This is a genomic window from Bradyrhizobium sp. AZCC 2262 (assembly GCF_036924535.1).
Taxonomy (GTDB): domain Bacteria; phylum Pseudomonadota; class Alphaproteobacteria; order Rhizobiales; family Xanthobacteraceae; genus Bradyrhizobium.
The window spans coordinates 3,686,898-3,709,736 of the sequence record NZ_JAZHRT010000001.1 but is presented as its reverse complement, the minus strand read 5'-3'; the positions used below and the strand labels follow the sequence as shown (position 1 = coordinate 3,709,736).

Annotated in this window: 19 protein-coding genes; 12 read left to right on the top strand and 7 right to left on the bottom strand. The window is 63.1% G+C overall.

Annotated features, from left to right (window positions below; translation table 11 throughout):
- Positions 1 to 24 precede the first annotated feature (24 nt).
- Complete coding sequence (locus V1283_RS17640) at positions 25 to 1,380, bottom strand: M23 family metallopeptidase (RefSeq protein ID WP_334387718.1); 1,356 nt, start codon at positions 1,378 to 1,380, stop codon at positions 25 to 27.
- A 98-nt stretch (positions 1,381 to 1,478) separates the two neighbouring features.
- Positions 1,479 to 2,261 (bottom strand): redoxin domain-containing protein, encoded by a 783-nt coding sequence (locus tag V1283_RS17635; protein ID WP_334393095.1) that lies wholly within the window; start codon positions 2,259 to 2,261, stop codon positions 1,479 to 1,481.
- A gap of 216 nt (positions 2,262 to 2,477) precedes the next feature.
- Here V1283_RS17635 and V1283_RS17630 point away from each other — a divergent pair, with 216 nt between their 5' ends.
- The gene (locus V1283_RS17630) at positions 2,478 to 6,158 is read left to right on the top strand and encodes a YhdP family protein (RefSeq protein ID WP_334387717.1); all 3,681 of its coding nucleotides are present in this window, start codon (positions 2,478 to 2,480) and stop codon (positions 6,156 to 6,158) included.
- 13 nt (positions 6,159 to 6,171) lie between these two features.
- On the opposite strand, the gene V1283_RS17625 is transcribed toward V1283_RS17630, so the two are convergent.
- Together V1283_RS17625 and tyrS are read right to left on the bottom strand one after the other, a co-directional pair.
- Positions 6,172 to 7,419, bottom strand: a complete 1,248-nt coding sequence (locus V1283_RS17625; protein ID WP_334387716.1) for an MFS transporter — start codon at positions 7,417 to 7,419, stop codon at positions 6,172 to 6,174.
- A gap of 69 nt (positions 7,420 to 7,488) precedes the next feature.
- Positions 7,489 to 8,742 carry a tyrosine--tRNA ligase gene (gene tyrS / locus V1283_RS17620; RefSeq protein ID WP_334387715.1) on the bottom strand — a complete coding sequence of 418 codons (1,254 nt, stop codon included), beginning with the start codon at positions 8,740 to 8,742 and terminating at the stop codon, positions 7,489 to 7,491.
- A gap of 178 nt (positions 8,743 to 8,920) precedes the next feature.
- On the opposite strand from tyrS, the gene V1283_RS17615 reads away from it, so the two are divergent.
- The 3 genes from V1283_RS17615 (at position 8,921) to V1283_RS17605 (ending at position 11,182) form a co-directional block, all read left to right on the top strand.
- The gene (locus V1283_RS17615) at positions 8,921 to 10,021 is read left to right on the top strand and encodes an anhydro-N-acetylmuramic acid kinase (RefSeq protein ID WP_334387714.1); all 1,101 of its coding nucleotides are present in this window, start codon (positions 8,921 to 8,923) and stop codon (positions 10,019 to 10,021) included.
- Between the two features lie 152 nt (positions 10,022 to 10,173).
- On the top strand, positions 10,174 to 10,845 hold the full coding sequence (locus V1283_RS17610) for a glutathione S-transferase family protein (RefSeq protein ID WP_334387713.1): 672 nt from the start codon (positions 10,174 to 10,176) through the stop codon (positions 10,843 to 10,845).
- Between the two features lie 7 nt (positions 10,846 to 10,852).
- Positions 10,853 to 11,182, top strand: coding sequence for a DMT family transporter (locus tag V1283_RS17605; RefSeq protein WP_334387712.1), 330 nt, complete (start codon positions 10,853 to 10,855; stop codon positions 11,180 to 11,182).
- 104 nt (positions 11,183 to 11,286) lie between these two features.
- On the opposite strand, the gene V1283_RS17600 is transcribed toward V1283_RS17605, so the two are convergent.
- Positions 11,287 to 11,934 carry an alpha/beta hydrolase gene (locus V1283_RS17600; protein ID WP_025589847.1) on the bottom strand — a complete coding sequence of 216 codons (648 nt, stop codon included), beginning with the start codon at positions 11,932 to 11,934 and terminating at the stop codon, positions 11,287 to 11,289.
- Positions 11,935 to 12,210: 276 nt separating this feature from the next.
- On the opposite strand from V1283_RS17600, the gene V1283_RS17595 reads away from it, so the two are divergent.
- The 8 genes from V1283_RS17595 to V1283_RS17560 all read left to right on the top strand — a co-directional run bounded on the left by V1283_RS17595 (position 12,211) and on the right by V1283_RS17560 (position 19,830).
- On the top strand, positions 12,211 to 13,365 hold the full coding sequence (locus V1283_RS17595) for a cysteine desulfurase family protein (protein ID WP_334387711.1): 1,155 nt from the start codon (positions 12,211 to 12,213) through the stop codon (positions 13,363 to 13,365).
- Between the two features lie 89 nt (positions 13,366 to 13,454).
- Positions 13,455 to 14,936, top strand: a complete 1,482-nt coding sequence (sufB, locus tag V1283_RS17590) for a Fe-S cluster assembly protein SufB (protein WP_334387710.1) — start codon at positions 13,455 to 13,457, stop codon at positions 14,934 to 14,936.
- Between the two features lie 124 nt (positions 14,937 to 15,060).
- Entirely contained in the window at positions 15,061 to 15,813 is a 753-nt protein-coding gene (gene sufC, locus V1283_RS17585; RefSeq protein ID WP_334387709.1) for a Fe-S cluster assembly ATPase SufC, read from the top strand.
- An 11-nt stretch (positions 15,814 to 15,824) separates the two neighbouring features.
- Positions 15,825 to 17,150, top strand: coding sequence for a Fe-S cluster assembly protein SufD (sufD, locus tag V1283_RS17580; protein WP_334387708.1), 1,326 nt, complete (start codon positions 15,825 to 15,827; stop codon positions 17,148 to 17,150).
- Positions 17,147 to 18,394 (top strand): cysteine desulfurase, encoded by a 1,248-nt coding sequence (locus tag V1283_RS17575; RefSeq protein WP_334387707.1) that lies wholly within the window; start codon positions 17,147 to 17,149, stop codon positions 18,392 to 18,394. The genes sufD and V1283_RS17575 overlap by 4 nt, the downstream gene beginning before the upstream one ends.
- Entirely contained in the window at positions 18,391 to 18,762 is a 372-nt protein-coding gene (locus tag V1283_RS17570) for an SUF system Fe-S cluster assembly protein (protein WP_161854417.1), read from the top strand. Before V1283_RS17575 ends, V1283_RS17570 begins: the two co-directional genes overlap by 4 nt.
- A 77-nt stretch (positions 18,763 to 18,839) precedes the next feature.
- Positions 18,840 to 19,235: a HesB/IscA family protein gene (locus tag V1283_RS17565; protein ID WP_334393094.1), complete on the top strand. Its 396-nt coding sequence runs from the start codon at positions 18,840 to 18,842 to the stop codon at positions 19,233 to 19,235.
- Positions 19,236 to 19,380: 145 nt separating this feature from the next.
- The gene (locus tag V1283_RS17560; protein ID WP_334387706.1) at positions 19,381 to 19,830 is read left to right on the top strand and encodes a TfoX/Sxy family protein; all 450 of its coding nucleotides are present in this window, start codon (positions 19,381 to 19,383) and stop codon (positions 19,828 to 19,830) included.
- 7 nt (positions 19,831 to 19,837) lie between these two features.
- Here V1283_RS17560 and V1283_RS17555 read toward each other — a convergent pair whose 3' ends face one another.
- Both V1283_RS17555 and V1283_RS17550 read right to left on the bottom strand, forming a co-directional pair.
- Positions 19,838 to 20,905, bottom strand: a complete 1,068-nt coding sequence (locus tag V1283_RS17555) for a GGDEF domain-containing protein (RefSeq protein WP_334387705.1) — start codon at positions 20,903 to 20,905, stop codon at positions 19,838 to 19,840.
- A 127-nt stretch (positions 20,906 to 21,032) separates the two neighbouring features.
- Positions 21,033 to 22,571, bottom strand: a complete 1,539-nt coding sequence (locus tag V1283_RS17550) for a DEAD/DEAH box helicase (RefSeq protein ID WP_334387704.1) — start codon at positions 22,569 to 22,571, stop codon at positions 21,033 to 21,035.
- Positions 22,572 to 22,839: the final 268 nt, after the last annotated feature.

Sequence of the window (22,839 nt, the reverse complement as noted above, 5' to 3'; positions counted from 1 at the left end):
TTCTTCCGGTTTTAGGGTGGGCTCCTAGCCCGAGCTGAGTCGGACGCCCGCGCGCAAAAACTTCTGCGGATCGACGGCATCGCCGTCGACCCGTGTTTCGTAGTGCAGGTGCGGGCCGGTGGAGCGGCCGGTGGAGCCGACCGCGCCGATTACCTGTCCGATCTTGATGACGTCGCCGACCTTGACGTGAATTTCAGAGAGATGGCCGTAGCGGGTCGACAACCCGTTGCCGTGGTCGATCTCCACCATGCGGCCATAGCCACCCATCCATCCCGATGACACGACCTTGCCGTTCGCAGTGGCGCGGACGGGATCGCCGGTGGCGGCGCGGAAGTCGAGGCCGGTGTGCATGGCGGGGCGGCCGAGGAAGGGATCGCTGCGGACACCGAAGCCCGAGGTGAATTCGACCTCGCCGATAACCGGCTTGCGGTAGGGCACCAGCGCCAGGGTCGCGTTGAGACGCTGCATCTGCGAGCGGGCGATGTTGATCCTGTAGAGCTGCCGCTCGAACGTGCCGGCATCGGCCGAAAGCTTCACCGGCACGAACGGGCCGCCAATGGCCGAGCGCGGCGTCGCCGCTTCGAGCTGCGCCATGTCGAGGCCGAGATCGGTGAACACGCCGCGCATCCGGCGAACGCGCGATTCCATGCTGTCCTCGACCGCGGTCAGTGCCGCCATCTGGCGCCGCTCGACGGAATCGAGCGAGGTCTGCAGGCGTACCAGCACGTTGTCGAAACCCTGAACCTTGGCAAACTGATTGGGCTGCGGCTTGACCACGATCGGCACGCGCGATTCGAGCCGCGCTTCGCGATCCGGCGGCGCCACGAAGATCACGGTATCGCTGATCGGAGAGGGCTTTGGCGTGCCGGAAGCCGGCGTCTCCACGGCCGCGCCACGGGCCTGAGGTCTGACCGAACCGGTCGCCGCCGCATCCGGGATCGTGCCGAGGGCGGTGGCGCGCGATTCGAGCGCGGTCTGACGGCGCATGATCTGGTCGAGCTTCTGGTCGAATTGTTCCTGATCGAGCAACTGGCGGCTGGTGGTGCGGTCGACCTTGGTACGCAATTCCGCGATGCGGTCTTCATAGGCGTATTGCATCTCGGCCTGACGGGCGATCAGCCGGGTCAGCACGTCGTCGCGAAACGCGAAATAGGTGGCAGTCGCCGCCGACCACATGCCGAGCAACACGATGGTGCCGACAACGATCCAGAACACGACAGGGCCGAGCCGGACCTGCTTGCCGGCATGCACGATGGTGTAGCCGTTACCGTCTATCGCGGCCGCCTTTGCCGGATAATTGGCGGGACGCCGGGCCGGCGTCCGGCCATGATCGTGAGGGTGGTGGTGATCGGAATAATGGTGACCGGAACGGTACGACATCGGCACTCCCGCGCCGGTCGGAGATGAGTTCCGTACGGCTCAATTTGCGTGCCGATTTGACCCTTTCATGGTTAATTTTTGGGAAAGGGAAGCCCCACTCAGATGGCGCGGACCGCGGCCAGCACCTCATCGGCATGGCCGTCCACCCGCACATTGCGCCAGATTTTGACGATCCGCCCATCGGCGCCGATCAGAACCGTGGTTCGAATGATTCCCATGAAGCTCCTGCCGTACATCGATTTTTCGCCCCAGGCGCCGTAGGCCTCCAGCATCTCATGTTGTTCATCTGAGATCAGAGGAACCGAAAGCTGGTGCTTGTCGCGGAAGGACTCCTGGGCTTTTACGGTGTCTGCGGAAATGCCGAGCACCGCGGCTCCCTCATCGGCAAATGTGCTGTCGAGCCGCGTGAAATCGATCGCTTCCCGCGTGCAGCCGGGAGTGTCGGCGCGGGGGTAGAAGAACAGCACGAGTTTCTTGCCGGCATAGTCGGCCAGCGAGACGCTGCCGCCGCCATCGCGGGGCAGGCTGAACGGGGGAGCCATCGCACCCTCGACCGATTCGGTTCCCGCATTCGGCTTGGGCGGAGCCGATAGATTGGATTTTAACGATTTCGATGGCGGCTTGTGCGACGCTTTGGTCGAAGCGGTTTTGGCCGTCTTTTCCGGTTTTCCGACAGCCGCTTTGGCGGCGGATCTGGCCGTCTTGTTGGCGGTCTTGTTAGTCGCCTTGGCGGCGGGCTTTTTGGCCGACGTCGTGTCGCTGCGGCCCGCGGTCTTGCGGGCGGCCTTGAGGGTGGTCTTGGCCGCGGACGGTTTTGGGGCGGGCGTCTTGCGGCTTTTGGGGGCTGGCTTGGAGGATTTCGTGCGCGTTTTCTTGGACATACGCCTTCCTTTCGTCGCTTTCCGCAGATCAACCATTAGGGTATTGCGGGTCTTGCCTTTGACCGTCGGATTCGCTCCGGCCGCTGGGCAAGTTTGATGACCCGGGAGTATGGTTACAAGGAATTCGACGCTACCCCCGTCCGCTCGTCGATGGGACAGCCCAATCAGTCCTTGGGCCCGACCACGAGTAACAGTATTAATCGAGGATTGGCAGCGATGCCGGCACGGGAGCGTTCGATAACGATCGAAGAGCGCGCCCCTGGCGGCGATCAACCTCAGCGCCAGCACCGAGAGGCAATGGCTAGGAATACTTCGCCCAAGGGGTCGAATCCGCGTGCCGAGGCCCACATCTCGCAGTGGGACGATGCGGCCGGCTGGGAACAAGAGACCGACGAGGCGGCGCGCCACCGGACAAAGCGGCTGCTCTCCCGCCAAAGTTCGGGTTTTCACCGGCTGGGCGACAAATTTGCAGCGCTGCAGCTTTGGCTGACCGGCGAACGCTGGATCAAGCGCCTGGTGGTCGTGATTGCCGTGCTGGCGGTAATCTTCACCGGCTGTTTCGGCGGTTTGTGGTGGCGGCTCGGCGCCGGACCCATCAATCTCGACGTGGCAACGCCCTGGCTGGCAGCCGCCATCGAGGAAAACATCGGCCACGGCAATACGGTCGAGGTCGGCGGCACGCAGATCGAGCGGGCCGGACGGATTCGAATCGCGGTGCGAATCCGCGACATCGTCGTGCGCGACCACGACAAGGTCATCGTCGCCACCGCGCCGAAGGCCGAGGTGAAACTGTCAGGCACGGCGCTTCTGATGGGACGGCTGCGTGCTGAAAGCCTTAATCTGGTCGATGCCGAACTCGCGGTACGAATCACGTCGGACGGCCAGGTGACAGTGTCTGCCGGCGACACCGCCAAACCACTGGCGACCGGCGTCGCCTCCAAGCGCGATGCCGGCATGGCGCCGACATTCCCCCGCCAGGCACCTGCGCCCGCCCAGGGCGCTGTTGCGACCGCGCCCGACACGACTCCGAACGGATTGCTGGCCGGCCTTGACTGGCTCGACAGCCTTAGCCTGACCGGACTCGATGGGCAGAACCTGAACGAGATCGGCCTCAAGAACGGCAATCTCGTCGTCGACGACCAGCAGCGTGGCAATAAGTGGACGTTCGAGAATATCAGCCTCAGCATGCGCCGGCCGAGCAGCGGTGGGGTCGCGGTGAGTCTTGGCGAGGAGGGCGCGCGCCCATGGTCGCTCAAGGTCGTGGTCGGGCCGCCGCAGAACGGCGTGCGGTCGGTCGATCTTCGCGCCGACAAGGTGCCGGCCGCCAACATCCTGCTGGCGATGCGGGTCAAGGATCTCACCTACGGTGCCGACCTGCCGCTTTCCGGCGAGCTGAAAGGTGAATTGGGCCGCGACGGCTTGCCGACCTACTTCCGCGGCAAGATCACGGCAGGCGCCGGGAACCTCATCGACAGCGATACGCCGGATTATCCGATGCCGATCGATTCGGCGGAGATGAGCGTCGAATGGGATGCCGGACGGCGCGTGCTGGTCGCACCCTTCAAGGTCGTTTCCGGCGCGAACCGGATTACGCTGCTCGGCCATCTCGAACCGCCGAACGGCGCCACCACCGAATGGCAGGCCGGCCTTAGCGGCGGCACGATCCTGCTGGCCGGCACCGACAACGAACCTCCGCTGATCTTCAACCGGATTGCGATCGGGATGAAGTTCGACACCGACCGGAAGCGTGTGCTGCTCACCCAGGCCGATATCAGCAATGGCGAGATCGGCATCGCCGGCACCGGCAGCATCGACTACGCGAACGAGGCGCGTCTCCAGCTTGGGTTTGCGGGTACGCCAATGTCGGCATCCGCCCTGAAGCGGATATGGCCGATCCTGATCGTGCCTGAAGTGCGTGAGTGGGTGATCGAGCGGATCGAGCGCGGCACGCTCCAGCGCATCGAGGTCGGCGTCAATTCGCCGGTGCGTAACCTGTCGCGCAAGGGGCCGCCGATTCCGGACGACGGTCTCGCCGTCAACATCGTTGCGTCGGGCGTCACGGCGCGTCCGGTCAACGGCATGCCCGCGGTCCGCGATGCGGATTTGAAAGCGCGGGTTACCGGGCGAACGGCAACGGTGACGATCGGGCAGGGAATTGCCGATACGCCCGCCGGGCGCAAGATCAACATTTCCGATTTCTCGTTCGAGGTGCCGGACATGGCGCCGAAGCCGTCGCCCTCGAAGGTGAAGTTCAGGGTGGATTGCCCGGTGCCGGCGGCGGCCGAGATACTGGCTTCCGACCGCATCAGCGATTTCTCCGGCACGCTGATCGATCCGAACGCCAGCAAGGGGACGGTTGCCGCCAACATCACGCTCGCCATGCCGGTCACAGGCTCGATGACCAAGGCCGACACCACCTACGCCGTCATGGCCGATGTCGGCGGGTTTGCGGCCGACAAGCTCGTGATGAACCAGAAACTGGAGGCCAACACGCTGAAGGTGCTGGCCAACAATGGGGGCTACCAGGTCAAGGGCGACGTCAAGATCAACGGGCAGCCAGCCTCGCTGGATTATCGCAAGCCGAGCGAAGGCGACGCCGACATCAGGCTGCAGGCCACGCTGGATGACGCCAGCCGCGCACGCCTCGGAATCGATCTCGGATCTGCCGTGAGCGGCTCCATTCCGATCAAGGTGATCGGCAAGATCGGCGAGAACGACAGCCGCGTCGGCATCGAGGCCGACCTGACCTCGCTGCGTCTCGACAACATCCTGCCGGGCTGGGTCAAGGTGCCCGGCAAGTCGGGCAAGGCGACGTTCATCGTGGTGAAGAAGGAACAATCGACGCTGTTCCAGGACATCGTGGTCGAAGGCGGCGGCGTTTCGATCAAGGGATCGCTGGAAGTCGACCAGAATGGCGACCTGTTGAACGCGAACTTTCCGACCTACGCGCCGTCGGACGGCGACAGGGCGTCGCTGAAAGCCGAACGCGGCGCCGACGGCGTCGTGAAAGTCATGATGCGCGGCGACGTGTTCGACGGCCGCGGATTCCTCAAGTCGGCGATATCAGGCAAAGAGGCCGATCCCAAGAGCAAGTCCAGGAACATCGACCTCGACATCGACCTCAAGCTCGGCGCGGTGGCGGGATTCAATGGCGAGGCGTTCCGCAGCGTCGATAGCAAGTTCTCGCGCCGCAACGGCATCGTCCGAAGCTTTACGCTGTCCGGCAAGGTCGGGAAGGATACGTCGTCTGTGACGGCCGATCTGCGCGGCCGCGGACAGACACAGGGACGCGACGTCATTGTGCTGCAGACCAATGACGCCGGCGCCTTCTTTCGTTTCACCGATATGTACTCCAAGGTTACTGGCGGCCAGCTCGAGCTCGCCCTGGAACCGCCGACGGTCGAACCCAGCGCCAAGGAGGGCCTGATCAACGTCCGCGGCTTCTCCATCAAGGGTGAGGCTTCGCTCGACCGTGTGGCCGCAGGCGGTTCTACCGGCACTCAGAGCGGCGTTTCCTTCACGGCATTGCGAGCCGAGTTCACCCGGCAGAATGGACAGCTCACGATCCGCGATGGTGTCGTGAAAGGACCGATGGTCGGTGCGACCATCGAAGGCAGCATCGATACCGTCGCCAATCAGGTTCGGATGAGCGGCACCTTCGTTCCGATGTACGGATTGAACAACATGTTCGGCCAGATTCCCGTGCTTGGCCTGTTCCTCGGCAACGGCAACAATGAAGGTCTGATCGGCGTGACCTATGAGGTCGTCGGCACGCCTGGTGCGCCGGTGCTGCGTGTTAATCCAATTTCGGCGATCTTTCCCGGCGTGACGCGAAAGATCATGGAATTCAACACCGGCAAGCAGAACAATCAGATCGAATTGCCGCCGAATAATTGAGCGGCGGGCGAAGTTAGCGCCGCAGCGCCCGCACGACCAGGAACGGGATCATTCCGAGCACCACGGCGACCAGCGCGAACGCGATCACGGGATCATAGCTGTGGCTCCAGTCGTGGATCAGGCCGCCGGCCCAGGCGCCGAACCCTGAGCCGAGGCCGCTGCCGATCGAGATCGTGCCGTAGATGGTGCCGACCCGCTCGCCGCGAAAGATCTTCATCGCGGTCGCCGTGATCAGCGGGCCGCGCGAACCGATCATGCTGCCGAAGGTCACGACGAAAGCGCCGAGCAGCCAGAAGTTCGGATAGAACTGCAGCAGCCACAGCAGGATGATGCCGACGATCGAGATGGCGTAGCTGAGCAGCACCGACGGCCTTCGTCCGATCATCGTATCGAGTTGCGTCACGCCCAGCATGCCGAACAGCAGCACGACGCCGGAAAAACCCCAGGCGGTCGCCGCCTGCAGCGGCGGGAAGCCGGCGTCGATCAGATAGGCGACGATCTGCGCCGAGATCGCGTACATGCCGATGGCGGTGAAGAAAAAGGTCGAAAACAGCGCCCAGAACGCGTGGTGGCGCATCGCGCTCTCCAGCGTCCAGCCTCCGTCGACGAAATCAGGATCGGCCTTCCTGGCGATGTGCGGCGAGCCCGTCGAAAACAGGCGCCACGGCAGCAGCAGCAACGGCAACAAAAGGCACAGCGCAACGATGCCGAAGGTCTGGTAGGCGCCGCGCCAGCCGATGTGATCGATCAGCAGCTGCGAGGCCGGCAACAGCACCAGCACGCCTGCGCCGGTCGCGGAATAGACGATCGCCATCGCCGTCGGCAGGCGCGGGCCGAACCAGCGGCCGAGCAGGATCGAATTCGGCACGTTGCCGATGAAGGCGATGCCGATCCCGACGCAGAGGCCAACGCTCAACTGGAATTGCCACAGCGCCTGCGCCTGTGACGCCACCAAGAACGCGCCGCCAAGCAGCAACAGTCCCACCGAATAGACGGTGCGGGGGCCATAGCGGTCGAACAGCCGCCCGACCACCGGCGCCATCAGCCCGCCCGCCAGCCAGGTCAGCGAATAGACCGAGACCACTTGGGCGCGGTCCCAGCCGAAATTCTCCGAGATCGGTTTGAGGAAAACCGTAAAGCTCTCGCCGAGGCCGCGGCCGATAAGCGCCAGCGTAAAGCACAGCGCCAGCACGTTGAGCGCAACCCGCTCCGGCTTGAGCGGCTTGGCTAACGCGTCTCCCTCTGGCGTCTTGTTGTCCATGGGACGCAGGGAGCGCGTTTCCGCAGCTCCCCGCAAGCATCAAAAGCGAATGCGCCTATGCACGCCCGATCAGGCGGGTTTCAACAGGACGTGCTTTTTCTTCCCCATGGAAAGCTTGATGACGCCTTGCGGCGTGAGGTTGGACGGCGTCAGAACCATCTTCTCGTCGGTGACGGCGGCATCGTTGACGCGCAAGCCGCCGCCCTTGATCTGGCGTCGTGCCTCGCCGTTCGAGGCCACGAGACCCGCTTTCACGAACAACCCCAGCACACCGGCGCCGGCTTCGAGCTCGCCGCGCGAAACTTCCACGGTGGGCAGGCTCTCCGCGATCGCGCCTTGCTCAAACGTCTGCCGGGCGGTTTCGGCGGCGATGTTGGCGGCGTCGCGGCCGTGCAACAATGCGGTGGCCTCTGTCGCCAAAACCTTCTTGGCCTCGTTGATCTCGCCGCCCTGCAGCGCCGCCAGCTTTGCGATCTCGCTCATCGGCAGGATCGTGAACAGCTTTAGAAATTTTACGACGTCGGCGTCCTCGACGTTGCGCCAGTATTGCCAGAAATCGTAAGGTGAGAACTGGTCGGCATTGAGCCAGACCGCGCCCTGCGCGGTCTTGCCCATCTTGGCGCCTGAAGCCGTCGTCAGCAGCGGCGTCGTCAGCGCGAACAATTGTGCTGTCCCCATGCGGCGGCCGAGATCGACGCCATTGACGATGTTGCCCCACTGGTCGGACCCGCCCATCTGCAACCGGCATCCCGTGCGCCGCGCCAGCTCGACGAAGTCGTAGGCCTGGCAGACCATGTAGTTGAATTCGATGAAGCTCATCTCCTGCTCGCGTTCGAGACGGAGCCGCACCGAGTCCATCGTCAGCATGCGGTTGACGGAGAAATGCCGGCCGATATCGCGCAGCATCTCGATCCAGTTCAGTTTCGTCAGCCACTCCGCATTGTCGAGCATGATGGCATCGCTCGGGCCGTTGCCGTAGCGCAGTACCTTCGCGAACACGCCGCGGATCGAGGCCTTGTTGGCCTCGATTTCCTCGATCGAGCGGATGGCGCGCGATTCATCCTTGCCGGAGGGGTCGCCGACCATGGTGGTGCCGCCACCCATCAGGGTAATCGGCTTGTTGCCGCTCTGCTGCAGCCAATGCAGCATCATCATGGTGAGGTAGTTGCCGATATGCAGCGACGGCGCCGTGCAGTCGTAGCCGACATAGGCGGTCGCCTGGCCCTTCGCGGCAAGCGCGTCGAGCCCCTCGAAATCGGAGCATTGGTGGATGAAGCCGCGTTCCTGTAAAATGTTCAGGAAATCTGATTTAAATGCGGTCATGGCCGGGCTGCTTTGATCATTCTATTTTCACTGTAATTGTAACTGTTTTGCGGAACCATGGCGGAACGGGCTGCCGCAAAGGCGGGCGCTGTGGCATTATAAGATGTGCGTGTTTGGCACAAGCTGGTCGTCGTCGGCGGGACGTATCGAGCAGGGCGTTTCAAAGGCACGATTTGCTATGATGTTGACGGCATTAGGCTTGATGAGCGGCACCTCGCTCGACGGGGTCGATGTCGCTTTGATCGAAACCGACGGCCGCCGGGTGAACGCCCTGGGACCGTCCGGATACCGGCCCTATACCGACTCCGAGCGCGGCCTGCTGCGCCAGGCGCTGTACGAGGCAGCCGACCTGCCGGATCGCGCGGCGCGGCCCGGCTGCCTGCGCGAGGCCGAGCGGGTCGTGACATCTGCGCATGCCGAGGCGGTGGCCGCCTTTACCGCGCAACACCGGATGCGCTTTGACGACATCGACATCGTCGGCTTTCACGGCCAGACCGTGCTGCACCGGCCCGAGAAAAAGCTGACGGTCCAGATCGGCGACGCGCTGACGCTCGCCAAGACGATTTGCATCCCGGTCATGTACGATTTCCGCGCCGCCGACGTCGAAGCCGGCGGGCAGGGTGCGCCCTTTGTGCCGGTCTATCACCGCGCCCTCGCCCAATCGCTGGAGTGGGAGGGGCCGACCGTCGTGGTCAATATCGGCGGGGTCGCCAACATCACCTATATCGACGGCGACACGCTGATCGCCTGCGACACTGGTCCGGGCAACGCGCTGCTCGACGACCACATGTTCCGCCGCATGAACCAGCGTTTCGATACCGAGGGCCGCACCGCCGCGCTGGGCAAGGTCGATGCAGCCTGGATCGCCCGCGCGCTGAAGATGCCGTTCTTTTCGCTGCCGCCGCCGAAATCGCTCGACCGCAACGATTTTGCGGGGCTGAAGCTCAGCGATACACCGCCCGAGGATGGCGCGGCGACGCTGACCGCGTTTACCGTCGCCGCGATCGCCCGCGTGGCGCCGCTGCTGCCGAAGGAACCCAAGAACTGGATCGTGGCCGGTGGCGGCGCCCGCAACCTGACCATGCTGCGGATGCTGCGCGAGTGCCTGGCGCCGGCGACTGTCCGCGCCGCGGACACACTGGGTTGGGCGTCCGACGCCATTGAGGCCCAGGCGTTCGGATTTTTGGCGGCGCGGGGCCTGAAAGGCCTGCCGTTGAGCTATCCCGCCACCACGGGCGTGCCGTTTCCCATGACCGGCGGGATGATCGCGCGGCCCTGACGCCCGAGCGTTCTCTCAACGTCTTCATCGATTGGATGTCGAAGTGCACCAACGTGCACACACTTTGTTGTGCGGCGCGTGCCAGCGACCGGTTGACATTTTGATGCACTTGCATCTAAATAGATGCAGGTGCATTAATCAGAGGATTTGCCATGGCCGCCCTGAAACTGATCAGCCACAAGCTTTGCCCCTATGTGCAGCGCGCGGTGATCGCGCTGAACGAAAAGGGCGTTCCGTTCGAGCGCATCGATATCGATCTCGCCAACAAGCCGGACTGGTTTCTGAAGATTTCGCCGCTCGGCAAGGTGCCGGTGCTGCTTGTTGAGACCGACGGAGGCGCGGCGCTGTTCGAGAGCAATGTCATCTGCGAATATATCGAGGAAACGCAAGCTGGTGCGAAACTGCATCCACGTGATGCGCTCAAGCGCGCGCAGCACCGCGCCTGGATGGAATTCGGTTCGACCATTCTCAGCGAATTATGGGGCCTGGAGACGACGGGCGATCCCGCAATCTTCGAGAGCAAACGGCGGGCGGTCGCCGCGAAGTTTGCGCGCGTCGAGGAGGCGCTGGGCGCGGGTCCATATTTTGCGGGAGAGAATTTCAGCCTGGTGGACGCGGTGTTTGCGCCGATCTTCCGCTATTTCGACGTGTTCGATCAACTGACCGATCTCTCGGTCTTTGCCGACGCGCCCAAGGTGCGGGCATGGCGAGTGGCGCTGGCGAAGCGGCCGAGCGCGCGCACGGCAGTCGGGCCCGATTATCCGCAATTGCTGCACGCGTTCCTGGTGCGCCATGACGCGCATATGCTGAAGCTCGCCGCATAGCACGACCATGTCGCCGCAGATCGCCTGGGTAGCACTTGTAACCGCCGGCCTTCTCGACGTCGGCTGGGCGATCGCGATGAAATATGCCGACGGCTACACGCGCCTCGGCTGGAGCATCGTCTCGCTGGTATTGCTGGCCGCGTTCGTCTTCCTGCTTGGGCGGGCACTGCAGGTGCTGGAAATCGGCGTCGCCTACACGGTGTGGACCGGCATCGGTGCGGTCGGCACCTTGACCATGGGCGTGCTGCTGTTCGGCGAGGCGCTGAGCCCGATGAAGATTGCAGGTATTGTGCTTGTGCTGATCGGGATCGCGGCGCTGAAGTTCGCGCCGACGTGAGCCTGTAGCCCGGATGGAGCGCAGCGCAATCCGGGAATCGTCACCGCTTGCAGCGGCCCCGGATTTCGCTGTGCTCCATCCGGGCTACAAGTGGGCGAACTGTCTTAGCGAACGTTGGCGAGCCGCATGTCGAGATAGCCGGTCACCGTCTCCATCAGCGGCTCCAGCTTGCCGTCGAAGAAGTGATTGGCGCCGGGGATGATCTGCTGATCGATCACGATGCCCTTTTGGGTCTTCAGCTTCTCGACCAGCGTGTTGACGTCCTTTGGCGGCACCACCGCGTCTTTCTCGCCATGCACGATCAGGCCGGACGACGGGCAGGGGGCAAGGAAGGAGAAGTCGTAGAGATTGGCGGGCGGCGCGATCGAGATGAAGCCTTCAACTTCGGGCCGGCGCATCAGAAGCTGCATGCCGATCCAGGCGCCGAACGAAAAGCCGGCGACCCAGCAAGCGCGCGCTTCGGGGTTGATGGTCTGCGCCCAGTCGAGCGCGGACGCCGCGTCGGAAAGCTCACCGGTGCCGTGATCGAACGACCCCTGGCTGCGGCCGACGCCGCGAAAATTGAAACGCAGCACCGAAAAGCCGCGATGCGCAAACGCGTAGTAGCACTGGTAGACGATCTGGTGATTCATCGTGCCGTGGAACTGCGGATGCGGATGCAGGATCATCGCAATCGGCGCGTTCTTCTGCTTGGCCGGATGGTAACGGCCTTCGAGGCGGCCCGCGGGGCCGGTGAAAATTACTTCAGGCATTGATGATCCCTAGGCAACGGACGTGATCCGGCGGAGAAAATGTGATCACGCGTCGTTGGCGATGCGCGAACGGGCGCTCCCGTGAACTGGTTGCGGCCTTCTAGCATGAGGCGAGGGGCGAAAAGCAAGCATCTTGAACATCTGGAAGGCAGCTCAAGGCGTTAGGCGATGATTGTAAGAGACGGCGCGATCCCCAATTGCCATAAGGCGTCTGGCGCCGGCGTGGGGCCGAGGCTCGCGGCAGTTACTCGCCGATATAGGTAATATTGTACGGAAATGTCCGACCGGGTCTATCTCGACTGGAATGCGACGACGCCGCTTCGCCCTGAGGCCAGGCAGGCGATGGCGGTCGCTTGGCACATGGCCGGCAACCCGTCCTCCGTCCACGCGGAAGGGCGTCAGGCGCGCCGGCTGGTCGAGGACGCCCGCGCCGCCATTTCCGGGGCCGTCGACGCCCGGCCGCAGGATGTGGTGTTTACGTCTGGTGGTACCGAGGCGAATGCGCTGGCGCTGACGCCAGGACTACGCCGGGGCACGGGCGAACCGGTCCAGCGGCTATTGGTCTCGGCCATCGAACATACGTCGGTGCTGTCAGGGGGGCGTTTCCCGCCCGAGGCGATCGAGACCATCCAGGTCACCGGATCCGGCCTGATCGACATCGAGCATCTGCGGAGGCTTCTTGCGGTTGGGCAGCCAGCGCTTGTCTCGGTCATGCTGGCCAATAACGAGACCGGCGCGCTTCAACCGGTCGGCGAAGTCGCTGGCATCGTGCATGAAGCAAGCGGGCTGCTGCATGTCGATGCAATCCAGGCGCTGGGAAAAATATCGTTTGATATCAAATCTTTGAGAACCGATCTGATCACGCTTTCCGCGCACAAGGTTGGTGGTCCGAAGGGCGTCGGTGCGCTGGTTCTAGCCGAGGACATGCAGGGTCTGGAGCCGCTGCTGCGCGGCGGCGGGCAGGAACTGGGGCGCCGGGCCGGGACTGAGAATGTCGCAGGCATCGCGGCCTTCGGTGCGGCGACGACAGCCGCAATGGCCGCGCTGGCGGGGGATGCCACACGTCTGCACGCCTTGCGCGAGCGACTTGAGAAGGGGCTCCAGCAAACCTCTGGTATGATTGTATTTTCGGCGGAGGTGCCGCGGTTAACTAATACCACCTTGTTCACGGTTCCCGGCCTTAAGGCCGAAACAGCCGTGATCGGCTTCGATCTCGGCGGTATTGCGGTATCGTCCGGCTCTGCTTGTTCGTCCGGCAAGGTCCAGCCGTCGCACGTCCTGGCTGCTATGGGATTTGGCAAGGAACTGGCGCAGGGAGCGGTGCGGCTCAGTATGGGCTGGTCTACATCAGAGGCAGACATTGATTTGGCCCTGGAGGCTTGGCGAAAGCTTGCCGATGCCTTACTTAAAGGGCGACGAAACACAGGTTGAACCGTTCTAAGCGCGTTTCGCCGGAACGCTTCGGCACTGATTTGGAATTGTTCCACCGCGGTCCTTGAAACCGCGAGCGGAGGATGTGAATGCCAGCCGTACAAGAGACGGTCGAGCGCGTCAGGCGCATCGACGTCGACCAGTACCGATATGGGTTTGAGACGCTTATCGAGTCCGACAAGGCCCCCAAGGGACTGTCGGAGGACACCGTCCGCTTCATTTCCGCGAAAAAGAACGAGCCGGCCTGGATGCTGGAATGGCGCCTGGAGGCCTATCGCCGCTGGCTGACCATGACGGAGCCGACCTGGGCTCGCGTGAACTACCCCAAGATCGACTACCAGGATCTCTACTACTACTCGGCGCCGAAGCCGAAGAAGCAGATCGGCTCGCTCGACGAAATCGATCCGGAAATCCTCAAGACTTACGAGAAGCTCGGCATCCCCCTGCGCGAAGTCGAGGTGCTGGAAGGCGTCGTGAAGCCGGAAGGCGAGCGCAAGATCGCGGTCGATGCCGTGTTCGACTCGGTTTCAGTCGCCACCACCTTCCAGAAGGAATTGAAGGCCGCCGGCGTGATCTTCATGCCGATCTCGGAGGCCATCCGCGAACACCCCGAACTGGTGAAGAAGTATCTCGGCTCGGTCGTGCCGACCTCGGACAATTACTTCGCGACGCTGAACTCGGCGGTGTTCTCCGATGGCTCGTTCGTGTACGTGCCGCCGGGTGTGCGCTGCCCGATGGAGCTGTCGACCTATTTCCGCATCAACGAGCGCAATACCGGCCAGTTCGAGCGCACGCTGATCATCGCCGACAAGGGCGCTTACGTCAGCTATCTCGAGGGCTGCACCGCACCGCAGCGCGACGAGAACCAGTTGCATGCCGCCGTGGTCGAACTCGTCACGCTCGACGATGCCGAGATCAAATATTCGACGGTGCAGAACTGGTATCCCGGCAATTCCGAAGGCGTCGGCGGCATCTACAATTTCGTCACCAAGCGTGGCGACTGCCGCGGCAACAATTCAAAAATCTCCTGGACCCAGGTCGAGACCGGGTCGGCGATCACCTGGAAATATCCGAGCTGCATCCTGCGCGGCGACAATTCGCGCGGCGAGTTCTACTCGATCGCGATCTCGAACGGTCACCAGCAGGTCGATAGCGGCACCAAGATGATCCATCTCGGCAAGAACACCACCAGCCGGATCATCTCAAAGGGCATCGCAGCCGGCGTGTCCCAAAACACCTATCGCGGCCTCGTCACCGCCCACCGCAAAGCGACCGGCGCCCGCAACTTCACCGCCTGTGACTCGCTCCTGATCGGCGACAAATGCGGCGCGCACACCGTTCCTTACGTCGAGGCGAAGAACTCGTCCGCGACCTTCGAGCACGAAGCGACCACGTCGAAAATCTCCGAGGACGTGCTGTTCTATTGTGTCCAGCGTGGGCTCTCGCAGGAAGAAGCCGTCGGCCTCGTCGTCAACGGCTTTGTGAAGGACGTGCTGCAGCAACTGCCGATGGAGTTTGCGGTTGAGGCGCAGAAGCTAATCTCGATCAGTCTTGAAGGATCGGTTGGATAGGACCTCATCCTGAGGAGGGCGCGCAGCGACCGTCTCGAAGGATGAGAGGAAACATTGTCGGTCACGTCCTTCGAGACGCGCCTATCGGCGCTCCTCAGGACGGGGGTAACAACGGAAAAACGATATGTCATTGCTCGAAGTGAAAGATCTGAAGGTTCGCGTCGAGGATCGTGAGATTCTCCACGGACTGACGCTCACCGTGAACCCGGGCGAGGTGCACGCGATCATGGGGCCGAACGGCTCTGGCAAGTCGACGCTGAGCCACGTGATCGCGGGTAAGCCGGGCTATGAAGTTACCGATGGCCAGATCTTGTTCAAGGGCGAGGACCTTCTGGAGATGGCGCCGGACGAGCGCGCCGCCAAGGGTGTGTTCCTGGCGTTCCAGTATCCGGTGGAAATTCCTGGCGTTGCGACCATGACATTCCTGCGCACCGCGCTGAACGCCCAGCGCAAGGCGCGCGGCGAGAGCGAATATTCGACGCCGGACTTTCTGAAGAAGGTGCGCGAGGTCGCAAAGTCGCTGAACATTCCGCAGGACATGCTCAAGCGCGGCGTCAATGTCGGCTTTTCCGGCGGCGAGAAGAAGCGTAACGAGATTCTGCAGATGGCGCTGTTCGAGCCTGCCGTCTGCATCCTCGATGAAATGGATTCCGGCCTCGATATCGACGCGCTGCGGGTGGCTGCCGACGGCGTCAACGCGCTGCGTTCGCCTGATCGTGCCATGGTGGTGATCACACACTACCAGCGACTGCTCAACTATATCGTGCCTGATTTCGTGCACGTGATGTCGAAAGGCCGGGTCGTCAAAAGCGGCGGCAAGGATCTGGCGCTGGAACTCGAGGCTTCCGGCTACGCCCAGTTCGAAGACGCAGCCTGACAGGTATCGTGATGAATTTGGCTTTGGCAAAGAACGAGACCGGACGCGCGCTGAACGACAGCTTTGCGGTCGCGCGCGACCGGCTGCCGGGCACGGGCAGGGTTGCCGAGGCGCGAAGCGTCGCCTTCGAGGCCTATGAACGTACGGGCCTGCCGCACCGTCGGCTCGAGGACTGGAAATACACCGATCTGCGCGCGCTGATGCGCGAGGTGCTGCCGCTCGCGCCAGCACCCGATGCGGCTGCGCTGAAGCGGGCTGCAACGGCTGTGAAGCTGCAGGCGGTCAAGGGTGCACGCCGGCTAGTGCTGGTGGACGGCGTGTTCGCGCCGAAGCTTTCCGACCTCGACGGGATGGAGACCGGCCTTGCCGTCCGCACCCTGCGGGAAGTGCTGGAGGCCGGTGACGCCGCGCTGCAGGCGCAGTTGCTCGCGCCCGATAACGCCAATCCGATGGTCGCGCTCAACAGCGCAATGATGACCGATGGCGTGGTGATTGAGATTGCCAACGGCGTCGTGCTGAAGCAGCCGCTGCAAATTATTCATGTCGCCAGTAGCGCTACGCCTGCGGCGATGTTCACCCGCTCGCTGCTGCGGCTCGGCAGGGATTCCAGCGTGACGCTGGTCGAAAGCTACATCGCAGCCGATGGAGTGAAGACCTATCAGGTCCACGACTCGCTGATCGTTGCGATCGGCGACAATTCGCGGCTCGACCATGTTCGCCTGATCGAGGATGGCCGCGACGCCTTCAATATTTCCTCCGCCGTGGTGACGCTAGGCGCGCATGCGCACTTCAACACCTTTGGCATGGCCTCGGGCGCTGCCGTCAGCCGCTACCAGGCGACCATCGCGTTTGCCGGCGAGGGCTCCCGGGTCGAGACCAACGGCGTCAATCTGCTCAATGGCCGCCAGCATGCCGACACGACGCTGTTCATGGACCACGCGGTGCCGCATTGCGCCAGCCGCGAGGTGTTCCGCGCCGTTGCCGACGATCGCGCCCATTCGGTATTCCAGGGCCGCATCATCGTGCGCCCCGACGCGCAGAAGACCGACGCCAAGATGATGACGCGCGCGCTGCTGCTGTCCGACGAGGCCGAGGCCGACAACAAGCCGGAACTCGAAATCTTCGCCGACGACGTCACCTGCGGCCATGGCGCCACCACCGGCGCGCTCGACGAGAGCCTGCTGTTCTACCTGCGCGCCCGCGGCCTGTCCGAGAAGGAAGCCCAGGCGCTGCTGATCCAGGCCTTTGTCGGCGAGGCCATTGAATCGATCGTCAACGATGATCTGCGCGAACTCGCGATTGCAGCGGCGCAGCGTTGGCTGGAGGCACGGGGATGACAATGCATCCGGCCGTCAAGAATGGCGCCTATGACGTCGCCCGCGTACGGGAGGACTTTCCCGCACTGGCGATGAAGGTTTACGGTAAACCGCTTGTCTATCTCGACAACGCCGCTTCCGCGCAGAAGCCGACCGCCGTGCTCGACCGCATGACGGAAGCATACAAGAGCGAATACGCCAACGTGCATCGCGGCCTGCATTACCTCGCGAACGCCGCGACCGAGGCTTACGAGGGCGGCCGCGCCAAGGTAGCAAAATTCCTCAACGCCGGGCGCACCGAAGAGATCATCTTCACCCGTAACGCCACCGAGGCGATCAACCTGGTGGCGTCGTCATGGGGCGAGCCGAATATCGGTGAAGGCGACGAGATCGTCATCTCGATCATGGAGCATCACTCGAACATCGTGCCCTGGCATTTTCTGCGGGAACGTCATGGCGCGGTGATCAAATGGGCGCCGGTCGATGACGAAGGCAATTTTCTGATCGACGAGTTCGAGAAGCTTTTGACCGATCGCACCAAGATCGTCGCGATAACGCAGATGTCGAACGCGCTCGGCACCCTCGTCCCCGTCAAGGACGTGGTGAAGCTGGCGCACGCCCGCGGCATCCCGGTGCTGGTCGACGGCAGCCAGGCCGCCGTGCACTTGGCGGTCGACGTGCAGGACATCGACGCTGATTTTTACGTTTTCACCGGCCACAAGCTGTACGGCCCGACCGGCATCGGCGTGCTCTATGCCAAGCATGAGCACCTCGTCGCAATGCGGCCCTACAACGGCGGCGGCGAGATGATTCGCGAGGTCACCCGGGACTGGATCACCTACGGCGATCCCCCGCACAAGTTCGAAGCCGGCACGCCGGCGATCGTGGAATCGATCGGACTGGGCGCTGCGATCGACTACGTCACTTCGATCGGCAAGGAACGCATCGCCGCCCACGAGCACGATCTTGTGACCTATGCCCAGGAGCGTCTCCGCGAGATCAATTCGCTGCGCCTGATCGGTACCGCGCGCGGCAAGGGACCGGTGATTTCCTTCGAGATGAAGGGCGCCCACGCCCATGACGTCGCGACCGTGATCGACCGCCAGGGGATTGCGGTGCGCGCCGGCACCCATTGCGTGATGCCGCTTTTAGAGCGGTTCAATGTCACAGCCACCTGCCGCGCGTCGTTTGGAATGTATAATACCCGTGAAGAAGTCGACCATCTGGCGCAGGCGCTGATCAAGGCGCGGGAATTGTTCTCATGAGTGATACGGCCGAAGTCAAAACCGCCAACATGGAAACCCAGTCGGCGCTGCCGCCCGAGGAGACCGAACGGCTGGGCACCGAAATCGTCGCCGCACTGAAGACGGTTTTCGATCCGGAAATCCCGGCCGACATCTATGAACTCGGCCTGATCTACAAGGTCGACCTCAAGGACGACCGTGCCGTCGATGTGACGATGACGCTGACCACGCCGAACTGTCCGGCGGCCGGCGAACTGCCGACCATGGTGGAGAATGCGATCGCCAGCGTTCCCGGCGTCGGCGTCGTCAATGTCAATCTGGTGTGGGATCCGGCCTGGACGCCGGATCGCATGTCCGACGAGGCGCGCCTCGTCCTGAATATGTGGTGAGTGTTGCGTGAGTGCTTACAGCTTTGCGGGAAGATGACTGGCATTGATTTGCCGTTGGGAATGATCACATGAATGACATGACGTCAGCTTCACCCACGCCCGTTGCCAAGCCGAAGCCGCGGCCTCGCCCGCAGGTCATGAAACTGACCGAGGCAGCCGCGCAGCGGATTACGGAACTGACCAAGCGCGCCGATTCCGAGATCGTCGGGCTTCGCGTCGGCATCAAGAATGGCGGCTGCGCCGGCCAGTCCTACACGGTGGAATATGCCCATGAGATCCGTCCGACCGATGAAGTGGTCGAGGACCGGGGCGTGAAGATTCTGGTCGATCCCAAGGCCGTCCTGTTCCTGCTCGGCACCGAGATGGACTACAAGGCCGACAAGATGCAGGCTCAGTTCATCTTCAACAATCCGAACCAGGTCTCCGCCTGCGGTTGCGGCGAATCGGTGCAACTGACGCCGGCGAAGGTGTAGTATCACCGCACACGCAGACCTCATCCTGAGGAGCGCGCATTGCGCGCGTCTCGAAGGATGGCCGGAAGCGAGATAGGGGCCTCATGGTTCGAGACGCCGCCAGCGGCTCCTCACCATGAGGGGCCGACGTCGGGGCTGAAGCCACATGGACCGCGACTTCCTGATCGACCTGTTCGCCGATTTCGGCCCCGTCACCATCCGCAAGATGTTTTCCGGATTCGGCATTTCCGCCGACGGCACCAACTTCGCGCTCGCGCTGCGCGCCGGTCTCTATTTCCGCGCCGATGACCACACCATTCCGCAATTCGAAGCGGAGGGATCGCAGCCGTTTCAGTATCAAACACGCGCCAAGACCGTCACCGTGAACTCCTACTGGCAGTTGCCGGCGCGGCTGTTCGACGACTCCGAGGAACTGGCCGATTGGGCGCGGGCGGCGCTGGCCGCGGCACAGCGCGCGGCGTTGCGCAAGCGGCCGAAGGCGCGCAAGGCGGCGAAGCCGAAGGTTTCGAGCAAGGCTGCGAGCAAGCCGGCTGTCGGCCGCAAGCCGCCCGCGAAGCGGCGCACAGCGAAAGCGAGGAAGGCGACGCGCCGGTAATTGGCGCTTAAGCGACTTGGCTGCGCGTCTCGGCGGCGTATTCGGGGTCGACTTCGCAGATCACGCGGTTGCGGCCGTTACGCTTGGCGGCGTAGAGGCAGGCGTCCGCGCGCTCGATCAGCGAATCCGTATCATCGTCCGGTTTCAGCAAGGAGACGCCGACGGAGATGGTGACGCGGCCGAGAATTTCGCCGGTGGACTTCTTCTTCAATTCCTTCGCCATCACGGCGCGGCGAATGTGGTCGGCGACGGTCAGGGCCTGACGCAGCCCCGTGTTGGGCAGCACCACCGCAAATTCCTCGCCGCCATAGCGGGCGGTAATGTCCTGGCCCTTGATGGTCTGTTTGAGCGACATCGCAACCAACCGCAACACCTGATCGCCGGTGAGATGGCCGTAGGAATCGTTGAACGATTTGAAATGGTCGATGTCGAACATCAGGAGCGACAGCGGCTCGCCGCTTGCCAGCGCCGCCCGCACCGCCATCTCGAACGAGCGGTCGAAATATTTGCGGTTGCCCAATCCGGTCAGCGGATCGGTCAGGCTTTCGGCGCGGATCGCCTCGAGGCTGTGCTGCAGATTGCTGATCTCGGTCTTCGACAGCGACAGCCGGTTCTCCAGCGCCTTGTTGGTCTCCTGCATCTCGCGGGTGGACTTCATCAGGCCGTCGACGACCGCCTTGATTTGATCGCGGGTCTTTGCGTTCCTGAGGCTCTCGTTCGCGCCGGTCAGCTTGGCGTCGTAGCTCTGCGACATGCCGAGCGCATCCGTGATCAGGGTCATCACGTCGTCGATTTCGCCGATCACGCGCGCGCCGACCTTGTCGATGCGGTCGGAAGCCTTGATGTGCGAGAGATAGGTTTCGTAGATCTGTTCGAGATCGGACTCGCTCAGCCTGCCGTTGCGCGCCAGCGTCTCGTTGATGATCTTGTTGAGGGGGGCATTGTATCCGGTCGCATAGACGTACCAGATTTCGTAATTGCGCGGGACCGCGGTCTGCCGGAGGGATTTGATCTGGCCCAACGCGACTTCGGCAAACGCCAAGGTGCGTTCGTGTTCGTCCAGCAGCTTGACCACTGATCCGTCCCCAATATCGAGCAGCGCCGCTCGTAGCCGTGCGCAGGAATGAATAAATTATCGCTGGCAGGCTAATGGAGGAGAGTGAACGGCCGGTAAACCGGCCGCTGGGTCATGCCGAATTCGTTCAGACGCGGGCGCGAACCGGCCGCAGCAGGAACGCCGGAAGATGCGAGTGATCGGCGGGCTCCGATTCAACGTCGCGCTGGGCGCGTCGCGGTTCCGGACGACCGATCGAGGGTACGCGCGAAGGCTGCGCAGGGGCGGGCGGCGTGAAAGCTGCGGCCGCTGCCTGCGGCTGTGCGTCGGCATTGCGGCCCGCGCCCCTGGCATGCCGCGGTTCGCGTTCGCCCTTATCGCTGCGCTTGTCAGTATCCCTGGCGGGGCGCGGCTCGCGTTCGCTGCCATTGCTACCCCGGGCGGCGCGCGGCTCGCGTTCACGTCGCGGCTTGCGGCCGCCGCGCGAACCTTCCCGGGAACCCTCGCGTGAGCGATGTTCGCGCGGCTGATCGGTTTCGTCGGAGGAAACCGACTGCACGGCATAGTCGCCTTCGGCGGCAGGAATGGTCTGGCCGATCAGCCGTTCGATCGCAGCAATCGATTTGTTGTCGAGCGGGCTGACGATCGAGATCGCGGTGCCGGCGCGACCGGCGCGCCCCGTTCGGCCGATGCGATGCACGTAATCGTCGGCATGATGCGGCACGTCGAAATTGAAGACGTGGCTAACGGCTGGAATATCGAGGCCGCGGGCGGCGACATCGGAGGCCACCAGCAACGGAATCTCGCCCTTGCGGAACTGATCGAGCGCCGCCGTGCGGGCCGACTGGTCCATATCACCGTGCAGCGCGCCGACACTGAAGCCGTGCTTCTGCAGCGATTTGTAAACGACGGCGACTTCGCGCTTGCGGTTGCAGAAGATGATCGCGTTCTGAAGATCCTTGGCGTCGCGCAGCAGGCGACGCAGGATCTCGCGCTTCTCGTGTACCTCGCGTCCGGCGGGGACCTTGAATTGCGACACGCCTGTCGCGGTCGTGGCGGGCCTCGTGACTTCGATACGCTCGGGATTGTGCAGGAAGGCTTCCGAGATGCGGCTGATTTCCGGCGGCATCGTCGCGGTGAAGAACAATGTCTGCCGCGTGAACGGCACCAGCTTGCAGACGCGTTCGATGTCGGGGATGAAGCCCATGTCGAGCATGCGGTCGGCTTCGTCGATGACCAGCAGTTCGACGCCGGTGAGCAGGAGGCCACCGCGTTCGGTGTGGTCAAGCAGGCGGCCGGGGGTCGCGATCAAGACGTCGACGCCGCGCGTCAGTTTACTGTCCTGGTCGCCGAACGAGACGCCGCCGATCAGGAGCGCGACGTTGAGTTTCTGGCCGACGCCGTATTTGTCGAAATTCTCTTTCACCTGTGCCGCGAGTTCGCGGGTCGGTTCGAGGATCAGGGTGCGGGGCATTCGTGCCCGGGCGCGGCCCTTTTCGAGCATGGTGAGCATGGGCAGGACGAAGGCAGCGGTCTTCCCGGTGCCAGTCTGGGCGATGCCGAGAACATCGCGGCGCGCCAGCACGTGGGGGATCGCCTGTTCCTGGATGGGGGTAGGGGTCGTGTAACCTGAAGCCGCCACAGCGGCGAGGACCTTATCGGAAAGGCCGAGATGGGAAAAAGACATTGAGCCTCTAGTCGACACCGCCGTTCGGAATCGAGGGTAAAAAGGCTGTCGCGTTTTGCCCCGAAACGGCGCGCTTTAGGAAGCTGGGGGCTCTGACTTACGCAGACGAGCGGCAAACCAGGGAATCGCGTTTCGATCCAAGGCCGCGTTGAGCCGCAACATAGGGTCGAAATGGCCAAAGTCAATCTTGGAACGACAGGATGGCCAAAAAAGCTTAATGTTTTCGCACAAATAACGGCCAGAATCGTCATTTGGCCGTCAAATCGAG

Excerpts from the sequence above, each read along its gene's own strand:
- V1283_RS17640 (WP_334387718.1), bottom strand. The coding sequence starts at position 1,380 with ATGTCGTACCGTTCCGGTCACCATTATTCCGATCACCACCACCCTCAC.
- V1283_RS17635 (WP_334393095.1), bottom strand. The coding sequence starts at position 2,261 with ATGTCCAAGAAAACGCGCACGAAATCCTCCAAGCCAGCCCCCAAAAGC.
- V1283_RS17630 (WP_334387717.1), top strand. The coding sequence starts at position 2,478 with ATGCCGGCACGGGAGCGTTCGATAACGATCGAAGAGCGCGCCCCTGGC.
- V1283_RS17625 (WP_334387716.1), bottom strand. The coding sequence starts at position 7,419 with ATGGACAACAAGACGCCAGAGGGAGACGCGTTAGCCAAGCCGCTCAAG.
- tyrS (WP_334387715.1), bottom strand. The coding sequence starts at position 8,742 with ATGACCGCATTTAAATCAGATTTCCTGAACATTTTACAGGAACGCGGC.
- V1283_RS17615 (WP_334387714.1), top strand. The coding sequence starts at position 8,921 with ATGATGTTGACGGCATTAGGCTTGATGAGCGGCACCTCGCTCGACGGG.
- V1283_RS17610 (WP_334387713.1), top strand. The coding sequence starts at position 10,174 with ATGGCCGCCCTGAAACTGATCAGCCACAAGCTTTGCCCCTATGTGCAG.
- V1283_RS17605 (WP_334387712.1), top strand. The coding sequence starts at position 10,853 with ATGTCGCCGCAGATCGCCTGGGTAGCACTTGTAACCGCCGGCCTTCTC.
- V1283_RS17600 (WP_025589847.1), bottom strand. The coding sequence starts at position 11,934 with ATGCCTGAAGTAATTTTCACCGGCCCCGCGGGCCGCCTCGAAGGCCGT.
- V1283_RS17595 (WP_334387711.1), top strand. The coding sequence starts at position 12,211 with ATGTCCGACCGGGTCTATCTCGACTGGAATGCGACGACGCCGCTTCGC.
- sufB (WP_334387710.1), top strand. The coding sequence starts at position 13,455 with ATGCCAGCCGTACAAGAGACGGTCGAGCGCGTCAGGCGCATCGACGTC.
- sufC (WP_334387709.1), top strand. The coding sequence starts at position 15,061 with ATGTCATTGCTCGAAGTGAAAGATCTGAAGGTTCGCGTCGAGGATCGT.
- sufD (WP_334387708.1), top strand. The coding sequence starts at position 15,825 with ATGAATTTGGCTTTGGCAAAGAACGAGACCGGACGCGCGCTGAACGAC.
- V1283_RS17575 (WP_334387707.1), top strand. The coding sequence starts at position 17,147 with ATGACAATGCATCCGGCCGTCAAGAATGGCGCCTATGACGTCGCCCGC.
- V1283_RS17570 (WP_161854417.1), top strand. The coding sequence starts at position 18,391 with ATGAGTGATACGGCCGAAGTCAAAACCGCCAACATGGAAACCCAGTCG.
- V1283_RS17565 (WP_334393094.1), top strand. The coding sequence starts at position 18,840 with ATGACGTCAGCTTCACCCACGCCCGTTGCCAAGCCGAAGCCGCGGCCT.
- V1283_RS17560 (WP_334387706.1), top strand. The coding sequence starts at position 19,381 with ATGGACCGCGACTTCCTGATCGACCTGTTCGCCGATTTCGGCCCCGTC.
- V1283_RS17550 (WP_334387704.1), bottom strand. The coding sequence starts at position 22,571 with ATGTCTTTTTCCCATCTCGGCCTTTCCGATAAGGTCCTCGCCGCTGTG.